Here is a 24,321-nt window from a genome sequence, read left to right as displayed (position 1 = left end):
TGGAGCTGAGGTCAAGCATTTACTAGAGGCTATCGGGGTCTCCGAAAAACATCTGAATCCGCGACCTCAACCACCGCTCACCCGGATCATTATCCTGAGACCCCCGCCACGCCATATGCAGCTCAAAGCTGCGCACCGGCAACGGCGGATCCTCCGCACGCAAGCCACCGGCCGAGGTCAGCGCCTCGGCCGCATAGTCCGGCACGGTCGCCAGAATATCCGTGCCTGCCAGCAAGGTACCCAACCCGTTGAACTGGGGCACGGCCAGTACCACGTGGCGTTTGCGGTCGAGTTTTTCCAGTTCTTCGTCAATAAACCCGCTCAAGTCACCAGCAAACGACACCAGCGCATGGGGGCGGGCGCAGAAGTCGTCGAGGCTCAGGGAGCCCGGCACGCTGTCGGCGCGCAGCAGTTTTGGCAGGCTGCGGCGCAACACTTTGCGCTTGGCGTTGGCCGGCAGGTCGGCGGTGTAGCTGACGCCGATGGAAATTTCGCCGGAAGCCAGCAGGCCTGGCATCAGGATGTAGTTGACGCGACGCACCACCAGCACAATCCCCGGGGCTTCGGCACGCAGGCGTTTGAGCAGTTGGGGCAGCAGCGCGAATTCAACATCATCGGACAGGCCGATGCGGAACACGGCGGTGCTGGTGGCCGGGTCAAACTCGGCGGCGCGGCTGACGGCGGTGGAAATGGAGTCCAGGGCCGGGGAGAGCAGGGCGAAGATTTCCACCGCCCGGGCCGATGGCTCCATGCTGCGGCCGGTGCGCACGAACAGCGGATCATCAAACAGCCCGCGCAGGCGTGACAACGCTGCGCTGATGGCCGGCTGGCCGAGGAACAATTTCTCGGCGGCACGGGTCACGCTGCGCTCATGCATCAAGGTTTCGAATACGATCAAGAGGTTAAGGTCGACACGACGCAGGTCGTTACGGTTCATCTTGTGTCCTGGAAGAGTCAGCAAACTTGACGAGAGCGGCCATATGTAAACAATGACCGGCATGAATCTTACGGGGAAAGGCTGGTACTCTGCACAGGATAATTGAGTTTTCCTACGATAGCTGAGGTCTATTCCTCACATGCGGAATCAATGACAGGCATGTCGACTATTAATGGCGACCGGTGGTCTTACCCGGAAAGCCCAGATAGAGTTCATGGCATTAGAGGTTACTTTGACGAGGTTTGCGATGTCCCGCACGATCCGTTTTCACAAGTTTGGTCCGGCCGAGGTGCTCAAATGCGAAGAGCATGCAGCCGCGCAGCCCGCACCGGGCGAAGTGCAGGTGCGTGTCGAAGCGATTGGCATCAGCTGGTATGACATTCTGTGGCGCCAGAACCTGGCGTCTTCCCATGCACGCTTGCCGTCCGGCCTTGGCCATGAAATGGCCGGTGTGGTGGTCGCCGTAGGCGATGGCGTGGATGATTTGGCAGTGGGCGATAAGGTGGCCAGTTTTCCGGCCGAGAGCCCTAATGATTATCCGGTGTATGGCGAACAGATCGTCCTGCCCCGTTCGGCCCTGACCCGTTATCCGGATGTGTTGAGCCCTATCGAGGCGAGCGTGCACTACACGCCGCTGCTGATTGCCTACTTTGCCTACGTTGATCTGGCGCGGGTCAAACCTGGGCAGTTTGCCTTGGTGACTGACGCCAGCCACTGCGCCGGCCCATCCTTTGTGCAACTGGGCAAAGCCCTGGGTGTTCGGGTGATTGCCGCGACCAAAGACAGTGATGAGCGTGAATACCTGCTGTCCCTTGGTGCCGAGAAAGTCATCGTCACTGAAGAACAGGACCTGCTGATGCAAATCAACAAGTTCACCGATAACCGCGGTGTCGACGTGGTGTTCGACGGTTTGGGCGGCCCGCAGATGTCGTTGCTCGGCGATGTATTGGCGCCGCGTGGCAGCCTGGTGCTGTATGGCTTGCAGGGCGGCAACCAGACACCGTTCCCGGCCTGTGCAGCGTTTCAGAAGAACATTCAGTTCTTTGTGCACTGCATCGGCAACTTCACTGGCAAGCCTGAGCTGGGCATCATCCAGGACCAGGTCGCCTTGCAGCGGGCGCTCAGGGATATCAACCAACTCACCGCCGACCGCGTGCTGGTGCCGCTGAAAACCACGGTGTTTCCGTTCAATCAGTTCGTGGAAGCGCATCGCTACATGGACGAATGCCCGTGCCGCGAGCGCGTTGCATTGCAGGTTGAAGCTGTTTAGGGTGTAGGAATATTCTCAAAAAGAACATTTCTTACACTTGTTGCATGGGACAAAAGCGCCATTTAACAGGGCTGCAAGGGTGCTGCCCACCCGCTGCCAGATTGGCGCTTTAACCCCTAAAACCTGATCTTTTTCCTGACGCCGCCCTGAATTCCAGTGCGGCGTCTTTGTGTGCGCGTGACTTATAGGCCTGTTGTTATTCATCTGCACTGGTTTTCGGCAGGGTTCTGTATCTATTAATCATTATTCCAGCACTGATAATTGCGCCGTCACTTTCATCTCAAGGACTGAGCAATGATTGAATATCCGATACCACTATCGCGAGTAGTTGAAACTGATTGCGCGGTCAGCGCAGGGCACCAGGGAAACTCAGGTGCTCACGAGAAGTTTCAATACAATAAGTTGGAAAGTTGGTCGTAGGCATTTGTAAGAACCTTCCTTAAGTGGTCGTTCAGATGCGTGTAAGAGTTTGTCAGAAACATCCTAGGGACGTGATCCTGCTTGCTGGAAGCCAGTACATACGGCGTTTTTTGCGTTTTCAGGACGTGTGCCCATTACGATGTAACTGATGTCATTTTGTTTCGTGGTGCTAATGTTTAGTCATTGGCGTACGGGGCCGCGCGCGAATTTCTTACACGCGCAACAGGTCGAGCAAATACTGCCAACAGTTGCTTGAAACTGATATCCAAACTCAGGTAATAGAATGATGAGCACTATTCACGAACAGGCTATGACTTATGTTTATCAGCAAGTTTTACAGCGCTTGATCGGGCACTTTGCTCGTGAAGAGCGAACGGCACTCCAGTTATTGGTCCAGCGGATCGTGGTGGCGGCAGGCGGCATGGAGCAAGTGGGGGATTACAAAGTGCTGGTGGCCCATGGCGGCGGCAAAGTGAGTAGCTACACCTTGGCCTTGTTGCGGGCTGCTCAATTGACCATCGCTGGACGAGCCCCACGAACCTTTCATTTGCGCGTCGCGACATTGCGGCATGCCGGAATGACCGAAAGCATGCTTGAGGATCTCAATCGGGGTTATGGGGGGCTGTTTCTACACGATGATCCAAGGGTTGAGCTGTTGATGGTGGAAAACCAGGAAGTGATACCTTTCAACCACTTGCGACCCGCGTCTACCCTTGGACGAGAAATCAGCCAGCGCAACATGTTAATGGTCGGTCACCTGAGTTCCGGTGACTGCCGCGCCACGTTGTGCAGTGATACCTACCTGGCGCTTGGGGATTTCTACCAGCGCGTCGCCTCCTGGAATGGCGGAGTGCATGCGCTGGTCAGCGGTGACTCGCCACGCAAGCAGACTCAGCTTCTCGCCTGGCTCAAGAACACAGCACGCGGTGCGGGTATCGCGATACCGGAGAATTGGCCGTCGTCGCTCACCGGACTGTTCGCACGCATGGACGAATGGAGTACCGGTTATTACCGCGATGTATACGGAGACCAGTATGCAGCGAGTCAAAACCCTAGCAAGGCCAGCCATCGTCACTTGGCCTACATCGGTATCGCCGATTTGCTGGACGACGTAGACCTGCCATCCTCATCCATGCTCAACGCGTTCATGGCCCTCTCGCCTGACCCGCAGGGTTTTCGCTTCAGTCATCCCGCCTATTCCAACCCGCTGCTGATGGCCCACCTGCGTGGGCTGCAGGCCCAATGCCTGCGGGACCTGGATTATGAGCAAGGCGTGCAAGATTTTATCCGACAGGCCACACGCTGCGTGTCCGAGGCCGTGTTCGAACAGCTGGGAACCCGTGAAAGCCGCACCCTGTCGAGCACCTATGCCCAGCAGTTCTTTGGGCTGGACGAGACTCAGTTGATTTGCCTGCTGTTCTCCCCGTTTATCCATCATGGTGAACGGCTGGAAGGCTATTTGCGACAGTGTCATCCGGGCATGCTGGTGGCCTTGCCGGAACTGCACAAAGCCCTGCAGGGCAAGCTGTCCGCCGACATGCTGCAACAGTGGCTCACCGATACCAGCGGTTTATCCATGCCTTTGTTGCAACACCTTTATCGCAAACGCCCGCTGAGCTACTCGAGTGGCGAACAGCACAGTGCTGGCGCCATGGCCTATGACAGTGCGCAAGCCTGTCAATTGTCCGGGCGATGACACTGCGCGGCGAACGGCAGGCGGATTTCGCGTATCAGGCGGTCTATCGCTACATGATCAACCTGATCAACGAGGTCAGTACCGACGCACGGGTAAAACTGCCGTCCCTGCGGCAATTGGCGGGGCGCTTGAACGTGTCGATCTCGACGGTCCAATATGCCTACTCGTTGCTTGAAAAAGAGGGCAGGGTCTATTCGGTGGCCAAATCGGGCTATTACGCCTGGCCACTCTCCGCAAGTCCGCTGGCAGGTGCCAGCGGTGATCTGTTGGATCGGCTCTACGCCGCGGCACGAAGTCCAGGAATGGTGGTGCTCAGCGGGGATGAGCCCGCGCTGCTGGCTTCTCTGGATGGCACGCTGTTGCGCCTGGAGCGTGAGCTGGTCCGCCAGTATCCGCGGTATCTGCAGCCCTGGTCCCAGCCTTGCGGCGTCTGGGAGCTGCGCGCAGCGCTGGCGGCGCGTTACACGTCGTCGCCTACTCGCTGCTGGCAGGCCGATAATGTCTACATCGGTGCTGATCTGCGCAGTGTACTGGACATCCTCATCGAAGTTTTGGGGCTGAGGGGGAGGTCGGTGATTGTGGAATCACCTTGCGATTGGTTGGTCCTGCGCCTGCTTCAGGATGCCGGGGTGCGTATTCTTGAGCTGCCCTGGACAGCGGAGGGGCGCCTGGACCTGGTGACCCTTGACCAGTTGCTGGGCGTCGAGTCGGTGCATCTAGTGTTACTGTCATCAAGGGCCAGCGTGCCGGCCGGGATTTCCATGCCCCTTCAGGATCGCCTGGCCCTGGCACAAATGCTGGACCAATACGGTTGCTGGCTGCTGGAAAACGACACCTTTGGCGAGTTGGGTTTCGACGAGCCGCAGGCCGCACTGCGGGAGCTGGTGAACCCTGAACGACTGATAGTGTTTTCCTCTTTCGAGAAAGTGCTGGGTTCGGAAGCGCCCTATGGCTATCTGCTGTCCCGGCGTATGAGCAGCGAACTGCAGCGCCATTTCCTGTTGCGCTCGTTTCGTCTGTCACCGATCCGCCAGCGCGCCATTGCGCGCCTTTATCACAGCGGACGAATTGACCTGCACCTGCGTGGGCTGCGCCTGCAGTTACGCGAGCGGGCGGACGAAATGTGCGAGCGCCTGGACCGGCATCTGGGAGACCAAGTGGCCTATCGTGCACCCGCTGCCGGTGCAGCGTTCTGGTTGGGTTCCACAAGAACAGTGGATATGCGCCAGGTGTTCCAGCGCCTGCTTGCCCGGCAAGTGGTGATTGCTCCTGGCGAACTGTTCAGTGTCAGCGGCCTGCATCAGCAACATTTGCGTCTGAGCCACACTTTTCAGGGGCAACAGGATTTGGACAGTCTCCTGGCGGCGCTAGGTGAAGCGTTGCATCAGGCGCAGACGGGATGAGTGCATGAAGTTTCTCTTGCTGTTGTAGGATCGATAACGTCGCGCAGTAGTCCAACTCTCAGTAAACTGCCGTTTTATCCCGAATCTTTCTTTCCGAGGTTTATGCATGACAATCAGTCCTTTTGCGGGCAAGCCGGCGCCAGCCCAGTTGCTGGTGGATATCCCGCGACTGGTCACGGCCTACTACACGGGCCAGCCTGATGCAGCAATCTCCACCCAGCGCGTGGCGTTCGGTACCTCTGGGCACCGTGGCAGCTCGTTTGAACTGAGCTTCAACGAATGGCATGTACTCGCCATCAGCCAGGCCATTTGTTTGTATCGTGAAGCCCAAGGCATCAACGGCCCGCTGTTCGTCGGCCTGGACACCCACGCGCTGTCGACGCCTGCTGGTGCCAGCGCCCTGGAAGTACTGGCCGCCAATGGTGTGCACGTGATGTTGGCCGAAGGCGACGAATACACGCCGACACCTGCGATTTCCCACGCCATCATCTGCTACAACCGTGGCCGCACCAGCGGCCTGGCCGACGGCATCGTCATTACGCCGTCGCACAACCCGCCGCAGAGTGGCGGCTACAAGTACAACCCACCCAATGGCGGCCCGGCTGATACCCACGTCACCAAGTGGATCGAAGCCAAGGCCAACGAACTGCTGGCCAACCAACTGGCCGGGGTCAAGCGCATCAGCCACGCCCAGGCCCTCAAGGCCGATACCACTCATCGCCATGACTACCTCAACAGCTATGTGGCTGACCTGGTCAACGTGATCGATATGGACGCCATCCGCAGCGCCGACCTGCGGCTGGGCGTGGATCCGCTGGGCGGAGCAGGGGTACGCTACTGGTCGGCAATTGCCGAGCATTACCGCCTGAACCTGGAGGTGGTGAACACTGAGGTCGACTCCACGTTCCGCTTCATGAGTGTTGACTGGGACGGCCAGATCCGCATGGACCCATCCTCCAGCTTCGCCATGCAAGGCCTGATCGGTCTCAAAGAGCGTTTCGACGTGGCCTTCGCCTGCGACCCGGACCACGACCGCCACGGCATCGTCACCCCGTCCGGTGGCCTGCTGGCGCCGAACAACTACCTGGCGGTGTCCATCGACTATCTGTTCCAGAACCGTCCTGACTGGCGCGCAGACGCTGCCGTGGGCAAGACCGTGGTCAGCAGTGGCTTGATCGATCGCGTCGCCGCACGCATTGGCCGTCGTCTGTACGAAGTGCCCGTGGGCTTCAAATGGTTTGCCGATGGCCTGTTCGAAGGTTCGCTGGGCTTTGGCGGCGAAGAAAGCGCCGGTGCTTCGTTCCTGCGCAAAGACGGCAGTGTCTGGAGCACGGACAAGGATGGCCTGATCCCGGCGTTGTTGGCGGCCGAAATGACCTCACGCAAAGGCCAGGACCCCAGCCAGATCTACCGTGGCCTGACCGACGCATTGGGCGAACCGTTCGCGATTCGAGTAGATGCCAAGGCCACTCCGGCGCAGAAAGCCCTGCTGGGCAAGCTGTCGCCAGATCAGGTCACGTCTACCGAATTGGCCGGGGAAAGCATCCAGCAGATTCTCAGTCACGCGCCGGGCAACAACCAGGCGATCGGCGGGCTGAAAGTGATGACTGAAAACGGTTGGTTCGCCGCACGGCCATCCGGCACCGAGGATATTTACAAGATCTACGCCGAGAGCTTTATCGGTGAGGATCACCTCAAGCAATTGGTGGAAGAGGCGCAGGTGCTGGTAGACGGTGCTATCAGCGTTAACTGAAAACCCGCTGTATACAATGGGGGGGGGGCGGGCTTTTGTGGCGAGGGAGCTTGCTCCCGCTCGACAGCGCAGCTGGAGTCGGCTGTTGGGGGGCGCTTCGCACCCCAGCGGGAGCAAGCTCCCTCGCCACATAAGCCGGGCCCCTGCAAAGTCAAGCGAGGTCAACCAAGACAATCTCGCTGTCTTCAACCGCCGTCACCCGCAACACCTGCTCATCTTCAATCGCTACACCATCTCGAGCTTGTGCACGCAAGCCGTTGACTTCAATGATGCCAGTCGCCGGCACCAGATAAGCCCGACGCCCGCTGTCCAGCTGGTACTCGGCACTTTCCCCAGCCTTCAGGTTCGCCGCTACCAGTCGTGCATCTGCACGAATGCGCAGGCTCTCGGTGTCCCCAGCCTTGCCACTCGCCAGCGTCACAAAACCTTCGCGATCACCCTTGGGGAACGGCTTGGCGCCCCAGGAAGGCGGTAAACCTGCCTCGTTCGGAATGATCCAGATCTGGAAAATCTTGGTCGGCATGTCTTCTAGGTTGTACTCGCTGTGGGCGATCCCGGTGCCTGCGCTCATCACTTGCACATCACCCGCCTCGGTGCGCCCCTTGTTGCCAAGGTTGTCGGCATGGCTGATCGCACCTTCACGCACATAAGTAATGATCTCCATATCGCGATGCGGGTGCTGCGGAAAACCCGTGCCCGGCGCGATGATGTCGTCGTTCCATACCCGCAGGTTGCCCCAGTGCATGCGCTTGGGGTCGTGGTACTCGGCAAACGAAAAGTGGTGATGAGCGTCAAGCCAGCCGTGGTGGGCGCCGCCCAGGGAGTTGAAAGGTCGAAGTTCAAGCATGATCGTCTCCTGTGAATGGCCCTATGATCCTGCAGCTCATGATCGATAAAAAGCGTAAAAACTGCCTGATTCCTATCAGTCGATTAGATTGATTGGTGGCGTTTTGACTTTCAGTTCATCGTCTAACTGCATGACGGCAAAGCAATTGGCTGGAACTGAGCGACGATTCCGGCGACCATGGCGCACTTGTCTGATCCAAGCTCATCGCAGGAGTCCGCGTGTCGCAACAAAAGCCTGATCTTCCTCCCGAACTGCGCCCTTTGGCTGAAATGCCGTTATTCAAACGCCTGGCTGCGCGCCTGTTTGGTCATGGCTTGACCCGTTTGCGCGCCCAGCATCGGTTTTCCTGGTTGCACGGGCAGGCTGACGGTTTTCGCAGTGGGCATGAGGCGGGTGTGGAGTATGGCTATCGCGAAGGCAAGGCGGATGGCATCGAAGAAGGTCGCCAGGTGCTGTTGATTCGTGACTTCCGTCCGGATGAACACCGTGCGCCGGGGGTTGATGACAGCCTGTTCGATGATTGGCGCCTGCCGCTCACCGTCGAGCTGAAGAAACGCATCAAGGTCGATGTCGCGCGATTGCTGCCGGCTCATGCCCAGCCGAGCGCGGCGCAATGGAAGATGATTTTCAGCGAGACGCCCTCGACCTCAGTGATCGCGGGGGCCGGGGCCGGCAAATCCACGTCGCTGGTACTGCGCATTTTGCTGCTCACCCATTACCTGGGCTTTGAGCTGAGCTCGATGACGGTGGTGACCTTCACCCGAGAGTCGCGCAAGGACTTCATCAACAAGCTCATGGAAACTCTCAACCTCTGGGGCCAACCCCTTGGTATGAAAGAAGCGCAAGCCGTGGTGCGTACGTTTCACTCGCGCATCCTGCCCATGGTGCGCAGCCTGCCGGGCTTTGAGCGCTTGCAAGCGTTCGAGAACCTGAATGCTGGTTTTGAAGACGCCGACAGTAACCCCTTCGACCTGCGTATCAACGAAGCCCAGCGCCAGCAGATGAATGCCTGCTATCACCGTCTGCAGGGGCAGCACCCGCGATTCCGTGAGCTGATTGCGCCGCTGGCGCGCCACGGCTTGCAGCTCAAGGAGCTGGAGCGCGACCACCCGGATGTGCAAAAAAGGATGGCCGTGACCGAGCTGGCCGCAAAGCGTGATGAAGAACTCTGCGATGTGATCGAGGACCTGTGGTTTCGCGCGGGCGCGTGGCCGATCAAAGGGATTGAACCCAGCCGCCAGACCGTGGAAATCAACGGCGCGCAATTTCACTGTCATGGCTACATTCCCGAACTGGACGCCTGGGTGGTACTGGGCTTCGATTCGCGGGAAAACGCGCAGACCAGCCGACCTCACTCAAAGCTGTCGGTACGCGCAGAATGGGCGGTGAAGCGCACCTTGTTTCAAGCTTTCTGTCGTAAGCCATTGATATGGCTAGATAGTTACGAGTCATCTAAGCGCTTGCTAAGCAGTTTGGCCGGTGATGCTACGGCCGGCCCCGGCTTTGATTACAAGGTCAAAGGCGAGTTGGCATCAGCGCCGCTGCTGGACAGTTTCGTGATGGCCGCCGGATTCATCGAAAACCTCGGCCTGGACGTGCCTACCGCTGTCGGGCAGATGAGCTTTGCCAAGGATGACCCAGACCGCTTCTTCTTCGAAGCCCTGAGCATCTTCTGGAAAGCCCTGGAAGATCACCTGCTGGACCAATCGCCACCGATCATGACCTATAACCGGATGTTCTCGCTGTTTGGCGAAAACACCCCGGAAAACCTCAAGCTGCTCAGCGATCCGTTGCTGCGCCCCTTGTCGCACCTGATGATCGACGAGTTCCAAGACGTTTCGCCGCAGATCGTCTCGTGGATCCGTGCCAGCCTGCGCGAGATCCGCAGCCGTGGTCCGGCCATGCATGTGGGGCGCGGCGCCCAGCGCTCATCGCTGTTGTGTGTGGGGGATGACTGGCAGTCGATCTATGGCTGGCGCGGCAGTTCGCCCAAGTACTTCATGGAATTCGACAAGGAGTTCCCATCGCCATCGACCACCCGCGTGATGTTGGGCGAGAACTACCGCAGCCACCAGCACATCATCGATGCGGCCGAGCACATCGTGCGCGCCGCGCCGGCGATTGCTGGCAAGAAAGCCAAAGCCAGTGGCGCGCCCAAGGCGTTGGTACCAGTCGCGGTGCTGGAGCGGGACGACGCGGCATTGGGGCGGCGGTTGTCGGAGCATTATCAGAAGGGTGATTCGATATTGATGCTTTATCGAAAAGGTAGCGATAAGCTATTGATTCAAGAGCATATTCAATCGGTAGTTAATGTGGATTCTAGCTTGCCGCCCCAGGCGCGGAGGCTGAAACAATTGACCTATCACAGTGCCAAAGGCCTGCAGGCTGACGCGGTGTTTCTGCTTGGGGATTGCCAGCATGTCACTAGCTCGCCGTATAAAAACCAGGTGTACCGGATGGCGGGTCTGGGCAAGGCTGGCGACAGCGAGCCCTATGACAATGCGCAAAAGGACGAAGTGTTGCGCCTGGCCTATGTGGGCATTACCCGCGCCGTGAGCCATTGCTATTGGTACGTGGAAAAGCCCGAAGGTCAGGCCCTGAATGTGCCGAAAGCGTCGGAGCGGGTGGATGGCAAGAAAGCCTTCTTTGATGATCAACGCGATTCTGTGTAGACGCCGGCTTGTCGGTGATGGCGTCCAAAGGCGCGGATACACCCATGGGCCTCATCGCCGGCAAGCCGGCTCCTACAGATTGTGTTTAAGCCCGCAGGGACTGCGGCGGCACAAACGACTCCAGCTCATCCTCCACGGCCTCGATGATGCGCTCCACATCGGCGGCATTCATCACGGTGGCGCAAGGAATGCCGGCGATGGCGATCAGCGTTTCGCCACTGGCTCGGTCGAACAATCGGGCGATCATACTGCCAGGCGCATCCATGCTGCCCTCGAAACCCATCGGGTGAAAATGCCAGCGCATCAGCTGGCAGGCGTTGGGGAACGTCACTTTGTTCATGTTGCCCACCTTGTTCATTGAGCGCTTCCTTTAGCTCGCGGCAGGGGCCAGGACCTTCACTGGTCATGGCGTCGAAGAGCTTAAAAATAGCATCCGTTCGCAAAGGCAAGGTGACTTTTTGAGCCCCGTTCGGCGGTTGTCTTTCATAAGTTTGATGTAGGTCATGTCCTACTGAAGACTGGGCAATAGGCCATTAGTCAGAAGTACCAATTCGCCATTGAAGACCCCGATAAAATTCGGCAATCTCCAGGGTTTACCCGCCGCAGAGCCCCTCCATGCCCGACATCGCCCAAGACGATGAGCCTCAGCAATCCCACGCCACCCGCGAGTTGGTGCTGCGCCACCACTTGTGTTGGCGCCATCGGGACCTGGAGGGCGTAATGTCCTACTACCATCCGGACATCCAGTACCACGACTTTTTCCAGAACCGTGTCGTCGGTTACGCCGAGCTGCGTGATTACCTGCAAGCCAGCATGCCGCGCGAGGCCGATGAAGCGATTGAACACAGCGATCGCATCCGCGCCGATGGCGATACGGCCTTCATCCAGTACCGCATCACCTTGCGTGGCGGCCACGGTTTGGTGTCATTTCGCACCAGCGAAGCCATCACGGTACGCGACGGGCTGATTTGGCGGGTCAATGAGTACGCCTCCCTGGTGCATGAGCAACCCGTCCAGGCCGCGCGGCCTTCGGTTAGCCGTTTAGGCTTGTCGCCCCAGCAATTGGGGCATATGGCCAATGACCTGCAGCAGTATTTCGAACGCAAGCAGCCTTACCTGGACCCGGAGCTGGACTTGCAGCGGGTGGCCAAGGAGTGTGGCTACAGTCGCAATCAGATTTCCTATTTACTGAACCAGGTGCTGGGGCAAAGCTTCTATCGCTATGTCAACCAGGCCAGGCTTCACCACTTGCTGGCCGCGCTGGACAAGGCCTTGCCGCCGATAAAGGTCGATGACCTGGCATTTGCCGCCGGCTTCAACTCGCTCTCGGCGTTCTACAGTGCGTTTCGCCAGCACACAGGGCAGTCACCCAAGGCCTACGTCAAACAAATTTCCCTGCGTGCACGCGCGCAAGACAGCCCCTGACACTGCGCTCTAGGATCCACCCTATCGAAACGAGGTAGGGGAACCCGGCATGCCGGCATGGCGCAACATCAGCTTATGGATGGACCAGTTGGATGACCCGCTGCATGCGCGGCCGTCGCTGGAACATGACCTGGACGTCAACGTGGCTATCATCGGCGCCGGTTATACCGGGCTGTGGACCGCGTATTACCTGAAGCGCCAGGCGCCCGAACTGAACATCGCGATCATCGAAGCGCAAACCGCCGGCTTCGGCGCCTCCGGCCGCAACGGCGGCTGGCTGATGGGCAACCTGCTGGGCGAGGACCGCCTGTTGGCCGGCCTGAACCCCGAACAACGGCGCGCCTCGTTTGATCTGCTGCACGCCATTCCCGATGAAGTGGCCCAAGTGCTGGCGCGTGAAGGCATCGACTGCGACTACCGCAAGGGCGGCGCGCTGTACTGCGCCGCGCGTTACCCCGAGCAGGAGGGCAGCCTGCGTCGCTACCTGGACAAACTCTACGCCCAGGGCCTGACCGAAGCCGACTATCGCTGGCTCACCCCGCAGCAACTGGCCGAACAGATTCGTATCGCCAAGCCTTATGGCGGTATCTATGCGCCGCACGTGGCGACCATCAACCCTGCCAAGTTGGTGCGCGGCCTGGCGCGCGTAGTGGAAAGCATGGGCGTGGCGATCTACGAAAACAGCCCAGTGACTCAGTGGCAATCCGGCGGCCTGCGCACGGCGAAGGCTGGTGTTCGTGCCGCCTGGGTGGTGCCGGCCGTGGAGGGCTACGCCAACACCTTGCCGCCTTTGGGCCGTTATCAACTGCCGGTGCAAAGCCTGATCGTGGCCACCGAGCCGTTGCCGGGCAGCACCTGGGATGAAATCGGCCTGAGCCATGGCCAAGCCTTTGGCGAAAGCAGCCGCCAGGTGACCTACGGCCAGCGGTCGGCGGATAACCGCCTGGTGTTCGGCGCCCGTGGTGGCTACCAGTTCGCCGGGAAACTGCGCCACAACTTCGATCTGACCGACAGCGAAGTGGAGCTGCGTCGCTACCTGTTCGGTGAGCTTTTCCCACAGCTCAAGCACGTGAAGATTACCCATTCATGGGGCGGCAACCTGGGCATGTCGCGCAGTTTCCGACCGCACATGCTGTGTGACCACAAGACCGGCATCGCATTGTCCGGTGGTTATGGCGGGGAGGGCGTTGGCGCCACCAACCTGGGTGGCCGTACCCTGGCCGACCTGATCCTGGGCCGCGACACGCCGTTGACCCATCAACCCTGGGTGATCCGCGAGCGCGGCCTGGACGCGCTCAAGCCCTGGGAGCCCGAACCCTGCCGCTGGCTGGGCTACAACGCGATCATTCGCAGTTTCGTCCATGAAGACCAGGTGTTGGCCAACCCCAATACCGCCCCTTGGCGCCGCAAGTTGGCGACCGGCGTGGCCGGGTTCATGGAAGGTTTCATGCACTAAGTCGTTTCACTCACACGGGAAAACCCCATGAGCATCACGCAATTCAAAGACACGCTGAACGCCCACTTGCCGGACTCGTCGCCCGTCGCCGTGCCCTTGGGCGAGCCCATTGCCGTGGCCTCGACCCTCAGCGTCGAGCGCAACGATGGCGTCGAAACCGGCATCTGGGAATGCACCCCAGGTGTCTGGCGTCGACAGATCAAATCCCAGGAGTTTTGCCACTTTATCCAGGGCCGCTGCTCCTTCACCCCAGACAACGGTGAAATCGTCCACATCCAAGCCGGTGATGCACTGATGTTGCCGGCCAACAGCACCGGCATCTGGGACATCCAGGAAACCGTGCGCAAGACCTACGTATTGATCCTGTAACGCTTTGATCCTTGATCGCCTGCCATAAAAACAGCCCTAAAACCGCCAGGAAATCGAACCATGAAAGCCATTGCCCTGTTGCCCTTGATGTTGGTGGCCTCTATCGGCCAGGCCGCCGAAACGGTGAAAATCTATAACTGGTCGGACTACATTGCGCCGGACACCACCAAGAACTTCCAGAAAGAAACCGGCATTGGTTTCACCTACGACGTGTACGACAGCAACGAAACCCTCGACGGCAAGTTGATGACCGGTAAATCCGGCTACGACGTGGTGTTTCCGTCCAACCATTTCATGGCCCGGCAGATCCAGGGTGGCGCGCTGAAGAAGCTCGACAAGAGCCAGTTGCCCAACTGGAAGAACCTTAACCCGGTGCTGCTCAAGGCCCTGGAAAACAACGATCCGGGCAATGCCCACGGTTTCCCGTACCTGTGGGGCAGCACGGGCATCGGCTACAACATCGACAAGGTCAAGGCGGTACTGGGCGACAACGCACCGGTCGACTCCTGGGACCTGATCTTCAAGCCGGAGAACATGGCCAAGCTGCAGAAGTGCGGCGTGGCGATTCTGGACAACGGCCCGGAGCTGCTGCCGGCTGCGCTGAACTACCTGGGCTTGCCGCACCACAGCAAGAAGCCTGAGGACTACAAGAAGGCTGAAGACTTGCTGATGAAAGTGCGTCCTTACGTCGCGTACTTCCACTCCTCGAAATACACCGCAGACCTGGCCAACGGCGACATCTGCGTGGCGGTGGGCTTCTCCGGCGACATCCTGCAGGCCGAAAGCCGTGCCAAGGAAGCCAAAAACGGCGTGAACATCGGCTATAACATTCCCAAGGAAGGCGCCGCGATCTGGTTCGACATGGTCGCCATGCCTGCTGACGCCCCGGATGAAAAAGCCGGGTATGCGTTCATGAACTACCTGTTGCGCCCGGAAGTAATGGCCAGCATCACCAACTATGTGCATTACGCCAACGGCAACCAAGCCGCCGACAGCCTGGTAGACCCAGCCATCAAGTCTGACACCAAGGTCTATCCGAGCCCGGAAATGATGGGCAAGTTGTTTGCGTTGGAAGCGATGCCGTTGAATATCGACCGGGTGCGTACGCGCGTGTGGAACACCATTCGCACCGGTAAGTAAGTGCGACGCACGCCCCCCTGTGGGAGCGGGCTTGCCCGCTCCCATATTTAAACCGAGTACAACCTCGGGCTCATGGATTTTCCAGGTCATGCCCCAGCGACTGGATAAACAACGAAAACAGCTCCGGCTGTGACGAGATATCCAGCTTCGCGTACAAATGTCGCCGGTGCACCTTCACTGTGTCCGGCGAGATCTTCAGACGCTCAGCCATCGCCTTGGACGAAAATCCGCGCAATACCAAGCGGGCGATTTCCAGCTCACGCTCCGACAGCACGCCGCTGCCGAAATGACTCAACGCATCGCGGATCTGGCTATCCATGGCCGGTGCCGCACGTTGTGTAGTCTGCTGCCAATGCTGCTGCATCAACGGCAACACCCAGGCCGCCAGCAGGGTCATCAGCCCAGTCTCTTCAACGCTGAAGCGCCGTTGCATGCCCAACGACAGTGACAACGTCCCCGCGCCCGGCACTTGCAGAATGAACTGCACCTCATCCTCCAGCACGTTGTCGTGGAAGTAGTTGAGGAAGTACTCACTCTGGCGAAAATGATCCGGCGCCACTTCCTCCAGGCGGTACACGCCGCTGGCATAGCCTTCGCGACAGGCCTGGAAAAACGGGTCGAGCAAATACAAACCATTGAGGTACACCAGCATCGACGCCGGCTTGCTGCTGGGTTGGGCGTCGTATTCTTCCAGGGCCTGGGGCGGCCCCTCCAATGGGTAGAAGATCGCCAGGGCGTTATCGAACGGCAGACACTGGTGCAGCAACAACACCAACTGTTTCCAGAAACGCTCGGTGCCGATGTGCGCGACGGTGCGGCCCAGGCCGGCGTGCATGCCGACTTCTCGAAACAGGCTCATATGACAGGCTCCCACCGCAAAAGATCGGCCAAGGGTTCGGCTTTTGCCGGGTGGCGTCAAGGGGAGTACGCCAATAGGGGAATTGGCTGACATGAACGTCGTGTTTATTGTCCTCATCATTCAGCGGGAAACATATCCCGCGATGATCAGATTTTTCGTTTCTGCCTCACACCAAGAACAACGACAGAGGATAACGATATGAGCACTTCCCCCACGCCCGACGGCGTGCTGAAACCCACCTTGAGTGTCTTCGATGTGGTCGCCATCACCGTGTCAGCGGTGACGCCGGCCAGTTCCGTATTTGTGATCGCGCCATTTGCCATCCAGCAAGCTGGCAGCGGCGTATTCCTGGCGTTTGTAATGGCCGGCCTGCTAGCTCTGATGTTTGCCTTCTGTTACGCCGAACTGGGCCGCGCCCACAACAGCGCCGGTGGCGAGTATGTGTACGCCAAGCGCGTGTTTGGTGGCATGGCGGGCTATGCGACGTTCCTGACCGTGCTGGTGATGTTGCTGTTTATCCCGCCGGTGCTCGCCACAGGCGCGGCGACTTATCTGAATAACGCCTTGGGCACGAAGTTCGACTCCCAGACCGTCGCCCTGGTAATCGTGGTGTGCAGCTACGCCCTGGGCATCCTCAATATCAAGCTGAATGCCTGGATCACCGGCACCTGCCTGCTGCTTGAAGTGGCGGCGTTACTGGTGATCGTAGTGATCGGCTTCGGCAATCCGGTACAGCCGGCCAGCGTGCTGTTCCAGCCGCAGATCGTCGAAAACGGCGTGCTGCACCTGGCACCCTGGGCCCTGGTGATCGGCGCGGTGGGCATCGGCCTGTTTTCCTACAACGGCTATGGCCCAGCCGTGTTGCTGGCCGAAGACATGAAATGCGGCGGCAAAGGCGTGCACAAGGCGGTGCTGTGGTCCCTGGGGCTGGTGGTAATCATCGAACTGGTGCCGATCACGGCATTGTTGATCGGTGCGCCATCGCTCAGTGAGATGATCAGCAGCCCGGACCCCATCGGTTATCTGTTGACCAGCCATGGCAATGAAACCCTCTCGCGCTTGGTCAGCGCCGGAATCTTCCTGTCGGTGTTCAATGCCATTGTCGCCATCGTGATCCAGATCGGCCGCGTGGTGTTCAGCAGCGGCCGTGATGCGCTGTGGACGCCGAGCATCAACAAACTGTTTACGCGTATTCACCCACGCTGGGATTCGCCCTGGTTGGCTACGCTGTTCCTGGCGATTCCTTCGGCGCTGTTGAGTTTCAGCTCCAACCTCGCCGACCTGACCTCGTTCAGCGTGTTGCTGATCATGTTGGTGTATCTGGTGGTGGCGTTGAGCGCGTTGATGAGCCGGGTGCTGCTGCGTGATCGCGAGCATCCCTATCGCATGCCGCTGTGGCCGCTGCCGGCGTTGGTTGCGGTACTGGGCGCGGGTTATCTGTTGGTCACGCTGGTGGCGGCGGCTTCGATCCGCGACATCATGATCATCATCGGCTTGCTGGCCCTGTCGGTGATTCTGTATTGCATCAGTGGCCGGTTGAGTCCGGTCTTCCAGAAATTGTAAGGAGTGGTTATGCGCGCACGTCAATTGGGCATCACGTTGGGGCTGGGTACGCCCGGTGAGTGGAACGCCATCACCGATGTGCCCGGTGTTCGGGTCGGGCACAGCACGATCAAGACGCTTATCGACGGCAAGCACGTGCGTACCGGCGTCAGCGTCATCCAGCCACGCGCCGGAGAAGCCCGCCAGCAACCGTGCTTCGCCGGCTACCACGTGCTCAATGGCAATGGTGACGCCACTGGCCTTGAGTGGATCAACGAAGCAGGGCTGTTGACCACGCCGCTGGCCATCACCAACACCCACAGCATCGGCATTGTGCGCGACAGCCTGATCGCCCTGGAGCGCGAGCGCCTGGCGGACCCGGCGGTGTACTGGTGCATGCCGGTGGTGATGGAAACCTATGACGGCCTGCTCAACGATATCTGGGGCCAGCACGTCGGCCCCGAGCATGTGCGCGAAGCCGTGGACAATGCCGAAACCGGCCCGGTGCAGGAAGGCGCGGTCGGCGGTGGCACCGGCATGATCTGCCATGAGTTCAAGGGTGGCATCGGCACGGCCTCGCGGCGCCTGCCGGCCGAGCAGGGCGGCTGGACCGTCGGCGTGTTGGTGCAGGCCAACCATGGCAAACGCCAGGAGCTGCGGGTGGATGGCTACCCGGTGGGGCGCCAGTTGATGGAGATTCCTTCACCGTTCGCCGAGCAAGGCACGCCGGGCATGGGTTCGATCGTGGTAATCCTGGCCACCGACGCACCGCTGTTGCCGCACCAATGCCAGCGCCTGGCGCAACGTGCGTCCATCGGCATCGCACGTACCGGTGGCGGCACCGAGGACTCCAGTGGTGACCTGTTCCTGGCCTTTGCCACGGGTAACCAGGATCTGCCGCCAGCGGATTATGGGCGCAAGGGCCTGCCGTTCAGCAGCACCTTGCAGATGGTCAACAACGACCACATTTCGCCGCTGTTCAGCGCGGCGGCGGAAGCGGTGGAAGAGGCGATCATCAATGCCATCCTGGCGGGAGAGGACATGCTCACTGACCACGGCGTTCTGGTACCCGGCCTTAAGGGCGAAACAGTGCTGGAGGTATTGCGCAAGACTGGCTGGAGTGTGTCCCGGCAATAGGGGGCAAGCGAAGTTATTAATACAAGTAGTGGCTGTTTAATGTTGCCAATGACACCCTGCCAATATATTGGATCCATTAATTAACCGCGCCGCTCAACTTGAGCGGCGTTAGTCCTATTTAATATTTAAATAATCGCGCAGCCTTTTTGCTGGGCGAAAGCCAATGTCGGCCAATAAATACGGCACTGAACTTGTTTCAGTTGTTTATTTGCACGCTTATAGTGCAGGAAAAGATGTAGACGAAAGATTTCAAGTTGTGTCAGTTTTCTTACGCCTTCAAAAGAGGCGAGTGATAGGACGATCTCGCCCGCGAGGTTCCTATCGAACAAAGACTGATGCACTTGCAAACAAGGAAGTACGTTTATGTCAAAAGTTAAAGACAAGGCTATCGTGTCGGCGGCGCAAGCCAGTACCGCTTACTCGCAAATCGATAGCTTCAGCCATCTGTATGACCGTGGCGGCAACCTCACGGTCAACGGTAAACCCTCGTTTTCCGTGGACCAGGCGGCTGACCACCTGTTGCGTGAAAATGCGGCCTATCGTGACCTGGATGGCAACGGCAAGATCGATCTGACCTACACCTTCCTCACCTCGGCGTCCTCGGCAACCATGAACAAACATGGCATCACCGGGTTCAGCCAGTTCAACACCCAGCAGAAAGCACAGGCCGTACTGGCCATGCAATCCTGGGCGGATGTGGCCAATGTGACCTTCACCGAGAAAGCCTCGGGCGGTGACTTCCACATGACCTTTGGCAACTACAGCGGGGGCCAGGACGGCGCGGCCGCGTTTGCCTACCTGCCGGGCACCAACGACAAGTACCACCAGAGTGGCCTGGACGGCACCTCCTGGTACCTGACCAACAGCAGCTACACGCCGAACAAGACCCCGGACCTGAACAACTACGGCCGGCAGACCCTGACCCACGAAATCGGGCATACCCTGGGCCTGGACCACCCTGGCGACTACAACGCCGGGACCGGCAACCCTTCCTACAAAGACGCGGACTATGGACAGGACACGCGTGGCTACAGCGTCATGAGTTACTGGAGCGAGAGCAACACCAACCAGAACTTCAGCAAGGGCGGCGTCGAGGCTTACGCGTCCGGCCCGCTGATCGACGACATCGCAGCGATCCAGAAGCTCTACGGCGCCAACTACAACACCCGCGCCGGCGACACCACCTACGGCTTCAACTCCAACACCGGGCGTGACTTCCTCAGCGCCACCTCGAACGCCGACAAGCTGGTGTTCTCGGTGTGGGACGGGGGTGGCAACGACACCCTGGACTTCTCCGGTTTCACCCAGAACCAGAAGATCAACCTCAATGAAACGTCGTTCTCCGACGTTGGCGGCCTGGTGGGCAACGTGTCCATCGCCAAGGGCGTGACTGTCGAGAATGCCTTCGGTGGCTCGGGCAATGACCTGATCATTGGTAACAACGCGGCCAACGTGATCAAGGGTGGGGCCGGCAACGACCTCATCTACGGTGGCGGCGGTGCGGACCAACTGTGGGGCGGCGCGGGCAACGACACCTTTGTGTTCGGTGCCAGTTCCGACTCCAAGCCGGGCGCTGCGGACAAGATCTTTGACTTTACTTCGGGTTCGGACAAGATCGACCTGTCGGGCATTACCAAGGGCGCAGGCCTGACCTTCGTCAATGCCTTCACCGGGCATGCCGGCGATGCTGTGCTGACCTACGCCGCAGGTACCAACCTGGGCACCTTGGCAGTGGACTTCTCCGGGCACGGCGTGGCGGACTTCCTCGTCACCACCGTCGGCCAGGCAGCCGTCAGCGACATCGTGGCGTAATGCACGGGCGCGGCGTTTCGGCGCCGCGCTTTACCGATGGAGCGTGAAGATGCAGCGTTTTATCACAGTGATCACCCGCGCCTTGCAGGTGATGTTCGTGTCGGCAGGAGCCCACGTCATGGCGAGCAGTCTTGTATTACCCACCACCGCCCAGTTGGCCGGGCATTGGCAGTTGCACCAGCAGGATCAGGTGTGCGCGCTGGAGCTGCTGGAGCAGGCGAATGCTGTGGGCGGCGACATCGCTTGTGTCGCACAGTGGCTCGGCGAAAAACCCCTGACCTGGACGCCGACACCGGATGGCATCTGGCTGATGAATGCCGAGGGCAGCGGGATAACCCACCTCAACCGAGAGCAGCCGGGCGAATATAAAGGCCGCACGCCGACGGGACTGGAAGTTGTATTGCAACGCACACCTTAGTTGTCGTTATAAGTTAATAACTGAATGTATTAGTTGGCCGCTCCGTTGTTCGGGGCTGGGGCAACTATTGCGCGCAATTTGCTTCAAGGAAGATCAGAAACCATGGCAAAGTCCCATGCCGTCGCGCCGTTATTCAAGGCGCTGGGTGAGTACAAAAGTATTTTGATCAGTGTTGGCTGTTTCACGGCATTGATTAACCTGCTGATGCTGGTGCCGTCGATTTACATGCTGCAAGTGTATGACCGCGTGCTGTCCTCCCAGAATGAAACCACCCTGGTGATGTTGACGCTGATGGTGGTGGGCTTCTTTGCGTTTATTGGCACGCTTGAGGTGATCCGCAGTTTTATCGTGATCCGCATCGGTAGCCAGTTGGAGCGGCGTTTCAACTTGCGCGTGTACAAGGCCGCGTTTGAACGCAACCTGCAACGCGGGCAAGGGCATGCCGGGCAGTCCTTGGGCGATTTGACCCATATTCGCCAATTCATCACCGGGCCTGCGTTGTTCGCGTTTTTCGACGCGCCGTGGTTTCCCATTTATCTGTTTGTGATCTTCCTGTTCAACGTGTGGCTCGGTGTGCTGGCCACCGCGGGCGCGGTGCTGTTGATCGCCCTCGCATGCCTGAATGAATACCTGACCAAAAAGCCGTTGGGCGAAGCCAGTGGTTATTCCCAGCAGTCCACGCAACTGGCCACCAGCCACTTGCACAATGCCGAGACCATCCAGGCCATGGGCATGCTTGGTGCGCTGCGCCAGCGCTGGTTTGCGGTGCATTCACAGTTTCTCGGCTTGCAAAACCAGGCCAGTGACACCGGCTCCGTGGTGACTTCCCTGAGCAAATCCCTGCGGTTGTGTCTGCAATCCTTGGTGCTGGGCCTGGGGGCGTTGCTGGTGATCAAAGGCGATATGACCGCCGGGATGATGATCGCCGGCTCCATTCTGATGGGCCGGGTGCTCAGCCCCATCGACCAGTTGATTGCGGTGTGGAAACAATGGAGTTCGGCCAAGCTGGCCTATCAGCGGCTGGATGATTTGTTGCGCGAGTTTCCCCCGGAGGTGGAGCAGATGAAGCTGCCGGCGCCCAAAGGCCAGGTCAGCTTCGAACAGGTCAGTGCAGGCCCGCCAGGGCGGCGGGTGGCGACCTTGCATCAGGTCAATTTCAACCTGGGCGCGGGTGAAGTGCTCGGTGTGCTCGGCGCCTCGGGCTCCGGTAAATCCACCCTGGCCCGTGTGCTGGTGGGCGTCTGGCCGACGCTGGCGGGAACGGTGCGCCTGGATGGCGCGGACATTCATCGCTGGGACCGCGATGACCTCGGCCCCCACATTGGCTATCTGCCCCAGGACATCGAGCTGTTCAGCGGCAGCATTGCCGACAACATCGCCCGCTTTCGCGAGGCCGACCCTGAGCAGGTGGTGCAGGCCGCGCAGCAGGCTGGCGTGCATGAACTGATCCTGCGCTTGCCCCAGGGCTACGACACGGTGCTGGGTGACAACGGCGGCGGCCTGTCCGGCGGCCAGAAACAGCGGGTAGCGTTGGCCCGGGCCCTGTACGGCGGGCCGCGCCTGATCGTGCTGGATGAGCCCAATTCCAACCTCGACACCGTCGGCGAAGCCGCCCTGGCCAGTGCCATCGTGCAGATGAAAGCCCAGGGCAGCAGTGTGGTGTTGGTCACCCATCGTTCGTCGGCGCTGGCCCAGGCCGACAAGCTGCTGGTGCTCAGCGAAGGGCATCTGCAGGCATTCGGGCCGAGCCAGGAAGTGCTGCGGGCGTTGTCCGGTCAGCAGGAAGCTCCCAAGGAAAAACCGGGCGTGAGTTTCAGTCGTCAGTATCAGGCCGCAAGGAATCCAGGCGCATGAGCAGCATCACTGTTGAACCCCGCTTCAAAGAACACGACGCCAATTTTTTCGCTCGCATGGGCTGGTTGCTGACGGTGGTCGGTGCTGGCGGCTTCTTCCTGTGGGCCAGCCTGGCGCCATTGGACCAGGGCATTCCCGTACAAGGCACGGTGGTGGTGTCGGGCAAGCGCAAGGCGGTGCAAACCCTCAGCCCCGGCGTGGTCAGCCGGATTCTGGTGAAGGAGGGCGAGCTTGTAAAACAAGGCCAGCCGTTGTTCCGCCTCGACCAGACCCAGCACCAGGCCGACGTGCAATCCCTGCAAGCCCAATACCGCATGGCCTGGGCCAGCGTGGCGCGCTGGCAGAGCGAGCGTGACAACCAGGCCAGCATCACCTTTCCCACCGAACTCAGCGCCAATCCCGACCCGGCCCTGGCAATGGTGCTGGAAGGCCAGCGCCAATTGTTCAGCAGCCGTCGCGAAGCCTTTGCCCGCGAACAGGCCGGAATCCGCGCCAATATCGACGGTGCCTCTGCGCAGTTGGGCGGCATGCGCCGCGCCCGCAGCGACTTGACCGCCCAGGCCCAGTCCCTGCGTGATCAACTGAGCAACCTGCAACCCTTGGCCGACAACGGCTACATCCCGCGCAACCGGCTGATGGACTACCAACGGCAGTTGTCCCAGGTGCAACAGGACCTGGCGCAAAACACCGGCGAAAGTGGCCGTGTCGAACAAGGCATCCTCGAATCGCGGCTGAAACTGCAACAGCATGGTGAGGAGTACCAGAAGGAAGTACGCAGCCAGTTGGCCGACGCACAGCTGCGTAGCCTGACTCTGGAACAACAACTCACCTCGGCCGGATTCGACCTGCAACACAGCGAAATCAACGCCCCGGCGGATGGCATTGCGGTCAATCTCAGCGTGCACACCGAAGGCGCCGTGGTCCGCGCGGGTGAAACCCTGCTGGAGATCGTGCCCCAAGACACGCGCCTGGAAGTGGAAGGGCGTTTGCCGGTGCATTTGGTCGACAAGGTCGGCACGCACCTGCCGGTCGACATTTTGTTCACTGCCTTCAACCAAAGCCGCACACCGCGTGTGCCGGGGGAGGTCAGCCTGATCTCTGCCGACCAGATGCTCGATGAAAAAACCGGCGCGGCCTACTACGTGCTGCGCACTACGGTGAGCGAAGCGGCGTTGGAAAAACTTCACGGGCTGGTGATCAAGCCGGGCATGCCCGCCGAGATGTTCGTGCGCACCGGCGAGCGCTCGCTGCTCAATTACCTGTTCAAGCCGCTGCTCGACCGCGCCGGCTCCGCGTTGACCGAGGAATAGA

At 59.6% G+C, this 24,321-nt stretch carries 19 protein-coding genes; 15 read left to right on the top strand and 4 right to left on the bottom strand.

Annotation, left to right across the window (positions count from 1 at the left end; translation table 11 throughout):
- Positions 1 to 22 precede the first annotated feature (22 nt).
- Positions 23 to 937: a LysR family transcriptional regulator gene (locus HX868_RS18600; protein WP_028616088.1), complete on the bottom strand. Its 915-nt coding sequence runs from the start codon at positions 935 to 937 to the stop codon at positions 23 to 25.
- 247 nt (positions 938 to 1,184) lie between these two features.
- On the opposite strand from HX868_RS18600, the gene HX868_RS18595 reads away from it, so the two are divergent.
- From HX868_RS18595 to pgm, 4 genes are all read left to right on the top strand, one after another.
- Complete coding sequence (locus HX868_RS18595) at positions 1,185 to 2,207, top strand: zinc-dependent alcohol dehydrogenase family protein (RefSeq protein WP_025854663.1); 1,023 nt, start codon at positions 1,185 to 1,187, stop codon at positions 2,205 to 2,207.
- A 706-nt stretch (positions 2,208 to 2,913) separates the two neighbouring features.
- Positions 2,914 to 4,323 (top strand): hypothetical protein, encoded by a 1,410-nt coding sequence (locus HX868_RS18590; protein ID WP_177003910.1) that lies wholly within the window; start codon positions 2,914 to 2,916, stop codon positions 4,321 to 4,323.
- Positions 4,320 to 5,726, top strand: coding sequence for an aminotransferase-like domain-containing protein (locus tag HX868_RS18585; RefSeq protein WP_177003909.1), 1,407 nt, complete (start codon positions 4,320 to 4,322; stop codon positions 5,724 to 5,726). The genes HX868_RS18590 and HX868_RS18585 overlap by 4 nt, the downstream gene beginning before the upstream one ends.
- A 106-nt stretch (positions 5,727 to 5,832) precedes the next feature.
- Positions 5,833 to 7,479: a phosphoglucomutase (alpha-D-glucose-1,6-bisphosphate-dependent) gene (gene pgm, locus HX868_RS18580; protein ID WP_177003908.1), complete on the top strand. Its 1,647-nt coding sequence runs from the start codon at positions 5,833 to 5,835 to the stop codon at positions 7,477 to 7,479.
- 151 nt (positions 7,480 to 7,630) lie between these two features.
- Here pgm and HX868_RS18575 read toward each other — a convergent pair whose 3' ends face one another.
- The gene (locus HX868_RS18575; protein ID WP_177003907.1) at positions 7,631 to 8,326 is read right to left on the bottom strand and encodes a pirin family protein; all 696 of its coding nucleotides are present in this window, start codon (positions 8,324 to 8,326) and stop codon (positions 7,631 to 7,633) included.
- 218 nt (positions 8,327 to 8,544) lie between these two features.
- Here HX868_RS18575 and HX868_RS18570 point away from each other — a divergent pair, with 218 nt between their 5' ends.
- Positions 8,545 to 10,998 carry a UvrD-helicase domain-containing protein gene (locus tag HX868_RS18570; protein ID WP_177003906.1) on the top strand — a complete coding sequence of 818 codons (2,454 nt, stop codon included), beginning with the start codon at positions 8,545 to 8,547 and terminating at the stop codon, positions 10,996 to 10,998.
- Between the two features lie 85 nt (positions 10,999 to 11,083).
- Here HX868_RS18570 and HX868_RS18565 read toward each other — a convergent pair whose 3' ends face one another.
- Positions 11,084 to 11,356, bottom strand: a complete 273-nt coding sequence (locus HX868_RS18565; protein WP_058425948.1) for a DUF1652 domain-containing protein — start codon at positions 11,354 to 11,356, stop codon at positions 11,084 to 11,086.
- Between the two features lie 257 nt (positions 11,357 to 11,613).
- On the opposite strand from HX868_RS18565, the gene HX868_RS18560 reads away from it, so the two are divergent.
- Genes HX868_RS18560 through HX868_RS18545 form a run of 4 tightly spaced genes read left to right on the top strand, consistent with a single transcriptional unit; the run spans position 11,614 to position 15,388 of the window.
- Positions 11,614 to 12,423, top strand: coding sequence for a helix-turn-helix transcriptional regulator (locus tag HX868_RS18560; RefSeq protein WP_016975814.1), 810 nt, complete (start codon positions 11,614 to 11,616; stop codon positions 12,421 to 12,423).
- 49 nt (positions 12,424 to 12,472) lie between these two features.
- Positions 12,473 to 13,879, top strand: a complete 1,407-nt coding sequence (locus tag HX868_RS18555) for an NAD(P)/FAD-dependent oxidoreductase (RefSeq protein ID WP_177003905.1) — start codon at positions 12,473 to 12,475, stop codon at positions 13,877 to 13,879.
- A 27-nt stretch (positions 13,880 to 13,906) separates the two neighbouring features.
- Positions 13,907 to 14,248 carry a cupin domain-containing protein gene (locus HX868_RS18550; RefSeq protein WP_177003904.1) on the top strand — a complete coding sequence of 114 codons (342 nt, stop codon included), beginning with the start codon at positions 13,907 to 13,909 and terminating at the stop codon, positions 14,246 to 14,248.
- A gap of 60 nt (positions 14,249 to 14,308) precedes the next feature.
- Entirely contained in the window at positions 14,309 to 15,388 is a 1,080-nt protein-coding gene (locus tag HX868_RS18545; RefSeq protein ID WP_177003903.1) for a polyamine ABC transporter substrate-binding protein, read from the top strand.
- Positions 15,389 to 15,458: 70 nt separating this feature from the next.
- Here the strand turns inward: HX868_RS18545 and HX868_RS18540 are convergent, their stop codons facing one another.
- A complete protein-coding gene (locus HX868_RS18540; protein ID WP_177003902.1) occupies positions 15,459 to 16,247 on the bottom strand; it encodes a helix-turn-helix transcriptional regulator in 789 nt (262 codons plus the stop codon).
- Positions 16,248 to 16,445: 198 nt separating this feature from the next.
- Here HX868_RS18540 and HX868_RS18535 point away from each other — a divergent pair, with 198 nt between their 5' ends.
- From HX868_RS18535 to HX868_RS18510, 6 genes are all read left to right on the top strand, one after another.
- Positions 16,446 to 17,810 carry an APC family permease gene (locus HX868_RS18535; protein ID WP_038850497.1) on the top strand — a complete coding sequence of 455 codons (1,365 nt, stop codon included), beginning with the start codon at positions 16,446 to 16,448 and terminating at the stop codon, positions 17,808 to 17,810.
- Between the two features lie 9 nt (positions 17,811 to 17,819).
- A complete protein-coding gene (locus tag HX868_RS18530; protein WP_177003901.1) occupies positions 17,820 to 18,926 on the top strand; it encodes a DmpA family aminopeptidase in 1,107 nt (368 codons plus the stop codon).
- Positions 18,927 to 19,289: 363 nt separating this feature from the next.
- Positions 19,290 to 20,738: a serralysin family metalloprotease gene (locus HX868_RS18525; RefSeq protein ID WP_095016189.1), complete on the top strand. Its 1,449-nt coding sequence runs from the start codon at positions 19,290 to 19,292 to the stop codon at positions 20,736 to 20,738.
- Positions 20,739 to 20,787: 49 nt separating this feature from the next.
- Positions 20,788 to 21,156 carry an AprI/Inh family metalloprotease inhibitor gene (locus tag HX868_RS18520; protein ID WP_177003900.1) on the top strand — a complete coding sequence of 123 codons (369 nt, stop codon included), beginning with the start codon at positions 20,788 to 20,790 and terminating at the stop codon, positions 21,154 to 21,156.
- A gap of 102 nt (positions 21,157 to 21,258) precedes the next feature.
- Complete coding sequence (locus HX868_RS18515; RefSeq protein ID WP_177003899.1) at positions 21,259 to 23,010, top strand: type I secretion system permease/ATPase; 1,752 nt, start codon at positions 21,259 to 21,261, stop codon at positions 23,008 to 23,010.
- Positions 23,007 to 24,320 (top strand): HlyD family type I secretion periplasmic adaptor subunit, encoded by a 1,314-nt coding sequence (locus HX868_RS18510; protein WP_177003898.1) that lies wholly within the window; start codon positions 23,007 to 23,009, stop codon positions 24,318 to 24,320. The genes HX868_RS18515 and HX868_RS18510 overlap by 4 nt, the downstream gene beginning before the upstream one ends.
- Position 24,321 lies beyond the last annotated feature (1 nt).

Origin of the sequence: Pseudomonas reactans, assembly GCF_013385825.1 — a bacterium.
Classification (GTDB): domain Bacteria; phylum Pseudomonadota; class Gammaproteobacteria; order Pseudomonadales; family Pseudomonadaceae; genus Aquipseudomonas; species Aquipseudomonas reactans.
This window is presented reverse-complemented; position numbering and strand designations above follow the sequence as displayed.

Bases quoted from the DNA above. Each gene is read 5' to 3' on its own strand.
- HX868_RS18600 (WP_028616088.1), bottom strand. From the start codon at position 937: ATGAACCGTAACGACCTGCGTCGTGTCGACCTTAACCTCTTGATCGTA.
- HX868_RS18595 (WP_025854663.1), top strand. From the start codon at position 1,185: ATGTCCCGCACGATCCGTTTTCACAAGTTTGGTCCGGCCGAGGTGCTC.
- HX868_RS18590 (WP_177003910.1), top strand. From the start codon at position 2,914: ATGAGCACTATTCACGAACAGGCTATGACTTATGTTTATCAGCAAGTT.
- HX868_RS18585 (WP_177003909.1), top strand. From the start codon at position 4,320: ATGACACTGCGCGGCGAACGGCAGGCGGATTTCGCGTATCAGGCGGTC.
- pgm (WP_177003908.1), top strand. From the start codon at position 5,833: ATGACAATCAGTCCTTTTGCGGGCAAGCCGGCGCCAGCCCAGTTGCTG.
- HX868_RS18575 (WP_177003907.1), bottom strand. From the start codon at position 8,326: ATGCTTGAACTTCGACCTTTCAACTCCCTGGGCGGCGCCCACCACGGC.
- HX868_RS18565 (WP_058425948.1), bottom strand. From the start codon at position 11,356: ATGAACAAGGTGGGCAACATGAACAAAGTGACGTTCCCCAACGCCTGC.
- HX868_RS18560 (WP_016975814.1), top strand. From the start codon at position 11,614: ATGCCCGACATCGCCCAAGACGATGAGCCTCAGCAATCCCACGCCACC.
- HX868_RS18555 (WP_177003905.1), top strand. From the start codon at position 12,473: ATGCCGGCATGGCGCAACATCAGCTTATGGATGGACCAGTTGGATGAC.
- HX868_RS18550 (WP_177003904.1), top strand. From the start codon at position 13,907: ATGAGCATCACGCAATTCAAAGACACGCTGAACGCCCACTTGCCGGAC.
- HX868_RS18545 (WP_177003903.1), top strand. From the start codon at position 14,309: ATGAAAGCCATTGCCCTGTTGCCCTTGATGTTGGTGGCCTCTATCGGC.
- HX868_RS18540 (WP_177003902.1), bottom strand. From the start codon at position 16,247: ATGAGCCTGTTTCGAGAAGTCGGCATGCACGCCGGCCTGGGCCGCACC.
- HX868_RS18535 (WP_038850497.1), top strand. From the start codon at position 16,446: ATGAGCACTTCCCCCACGCCCGACGGCGTGCTGAAACCCACCTTGAGT.
- HX868_RS18530 (WP_177003901.1), top strand. From the start codon at position 17,820: ATGCGCGCACGTCAATTGGGCATCACGTTGGGGCTGGGTACGCCCGGT.
- HX868_RS18525 (WP_095016189.1), top strand. From the start codon at position 19,290: ATGTCAAAAGTTAAAGACAAGGCTATCGTGTCGGCGGCGCAAGCCAGT.
- HX868_RS18520 (WP_177003900.1), top strand. From the start codon at position 20,788: ATGCAGCGTTTTATCACAGTGATCACCCGCGCCTTGCAGGTGATGTTC.
- HX868_RS18515 (WP_177003899.1), top strand. From the start codon at position 21,259: ATGGCAAAGTCCCATGCCGTCGCGCCGTTATTCAAGGCGCTGGGTGAG.
- HX868_RS18510 (WP_177003898.1), top strand. From the start codon at position 23,007: ATGAGCAGCATCACTGTTGAACCCCGCTTCAAAGAACACGACGCCAAT.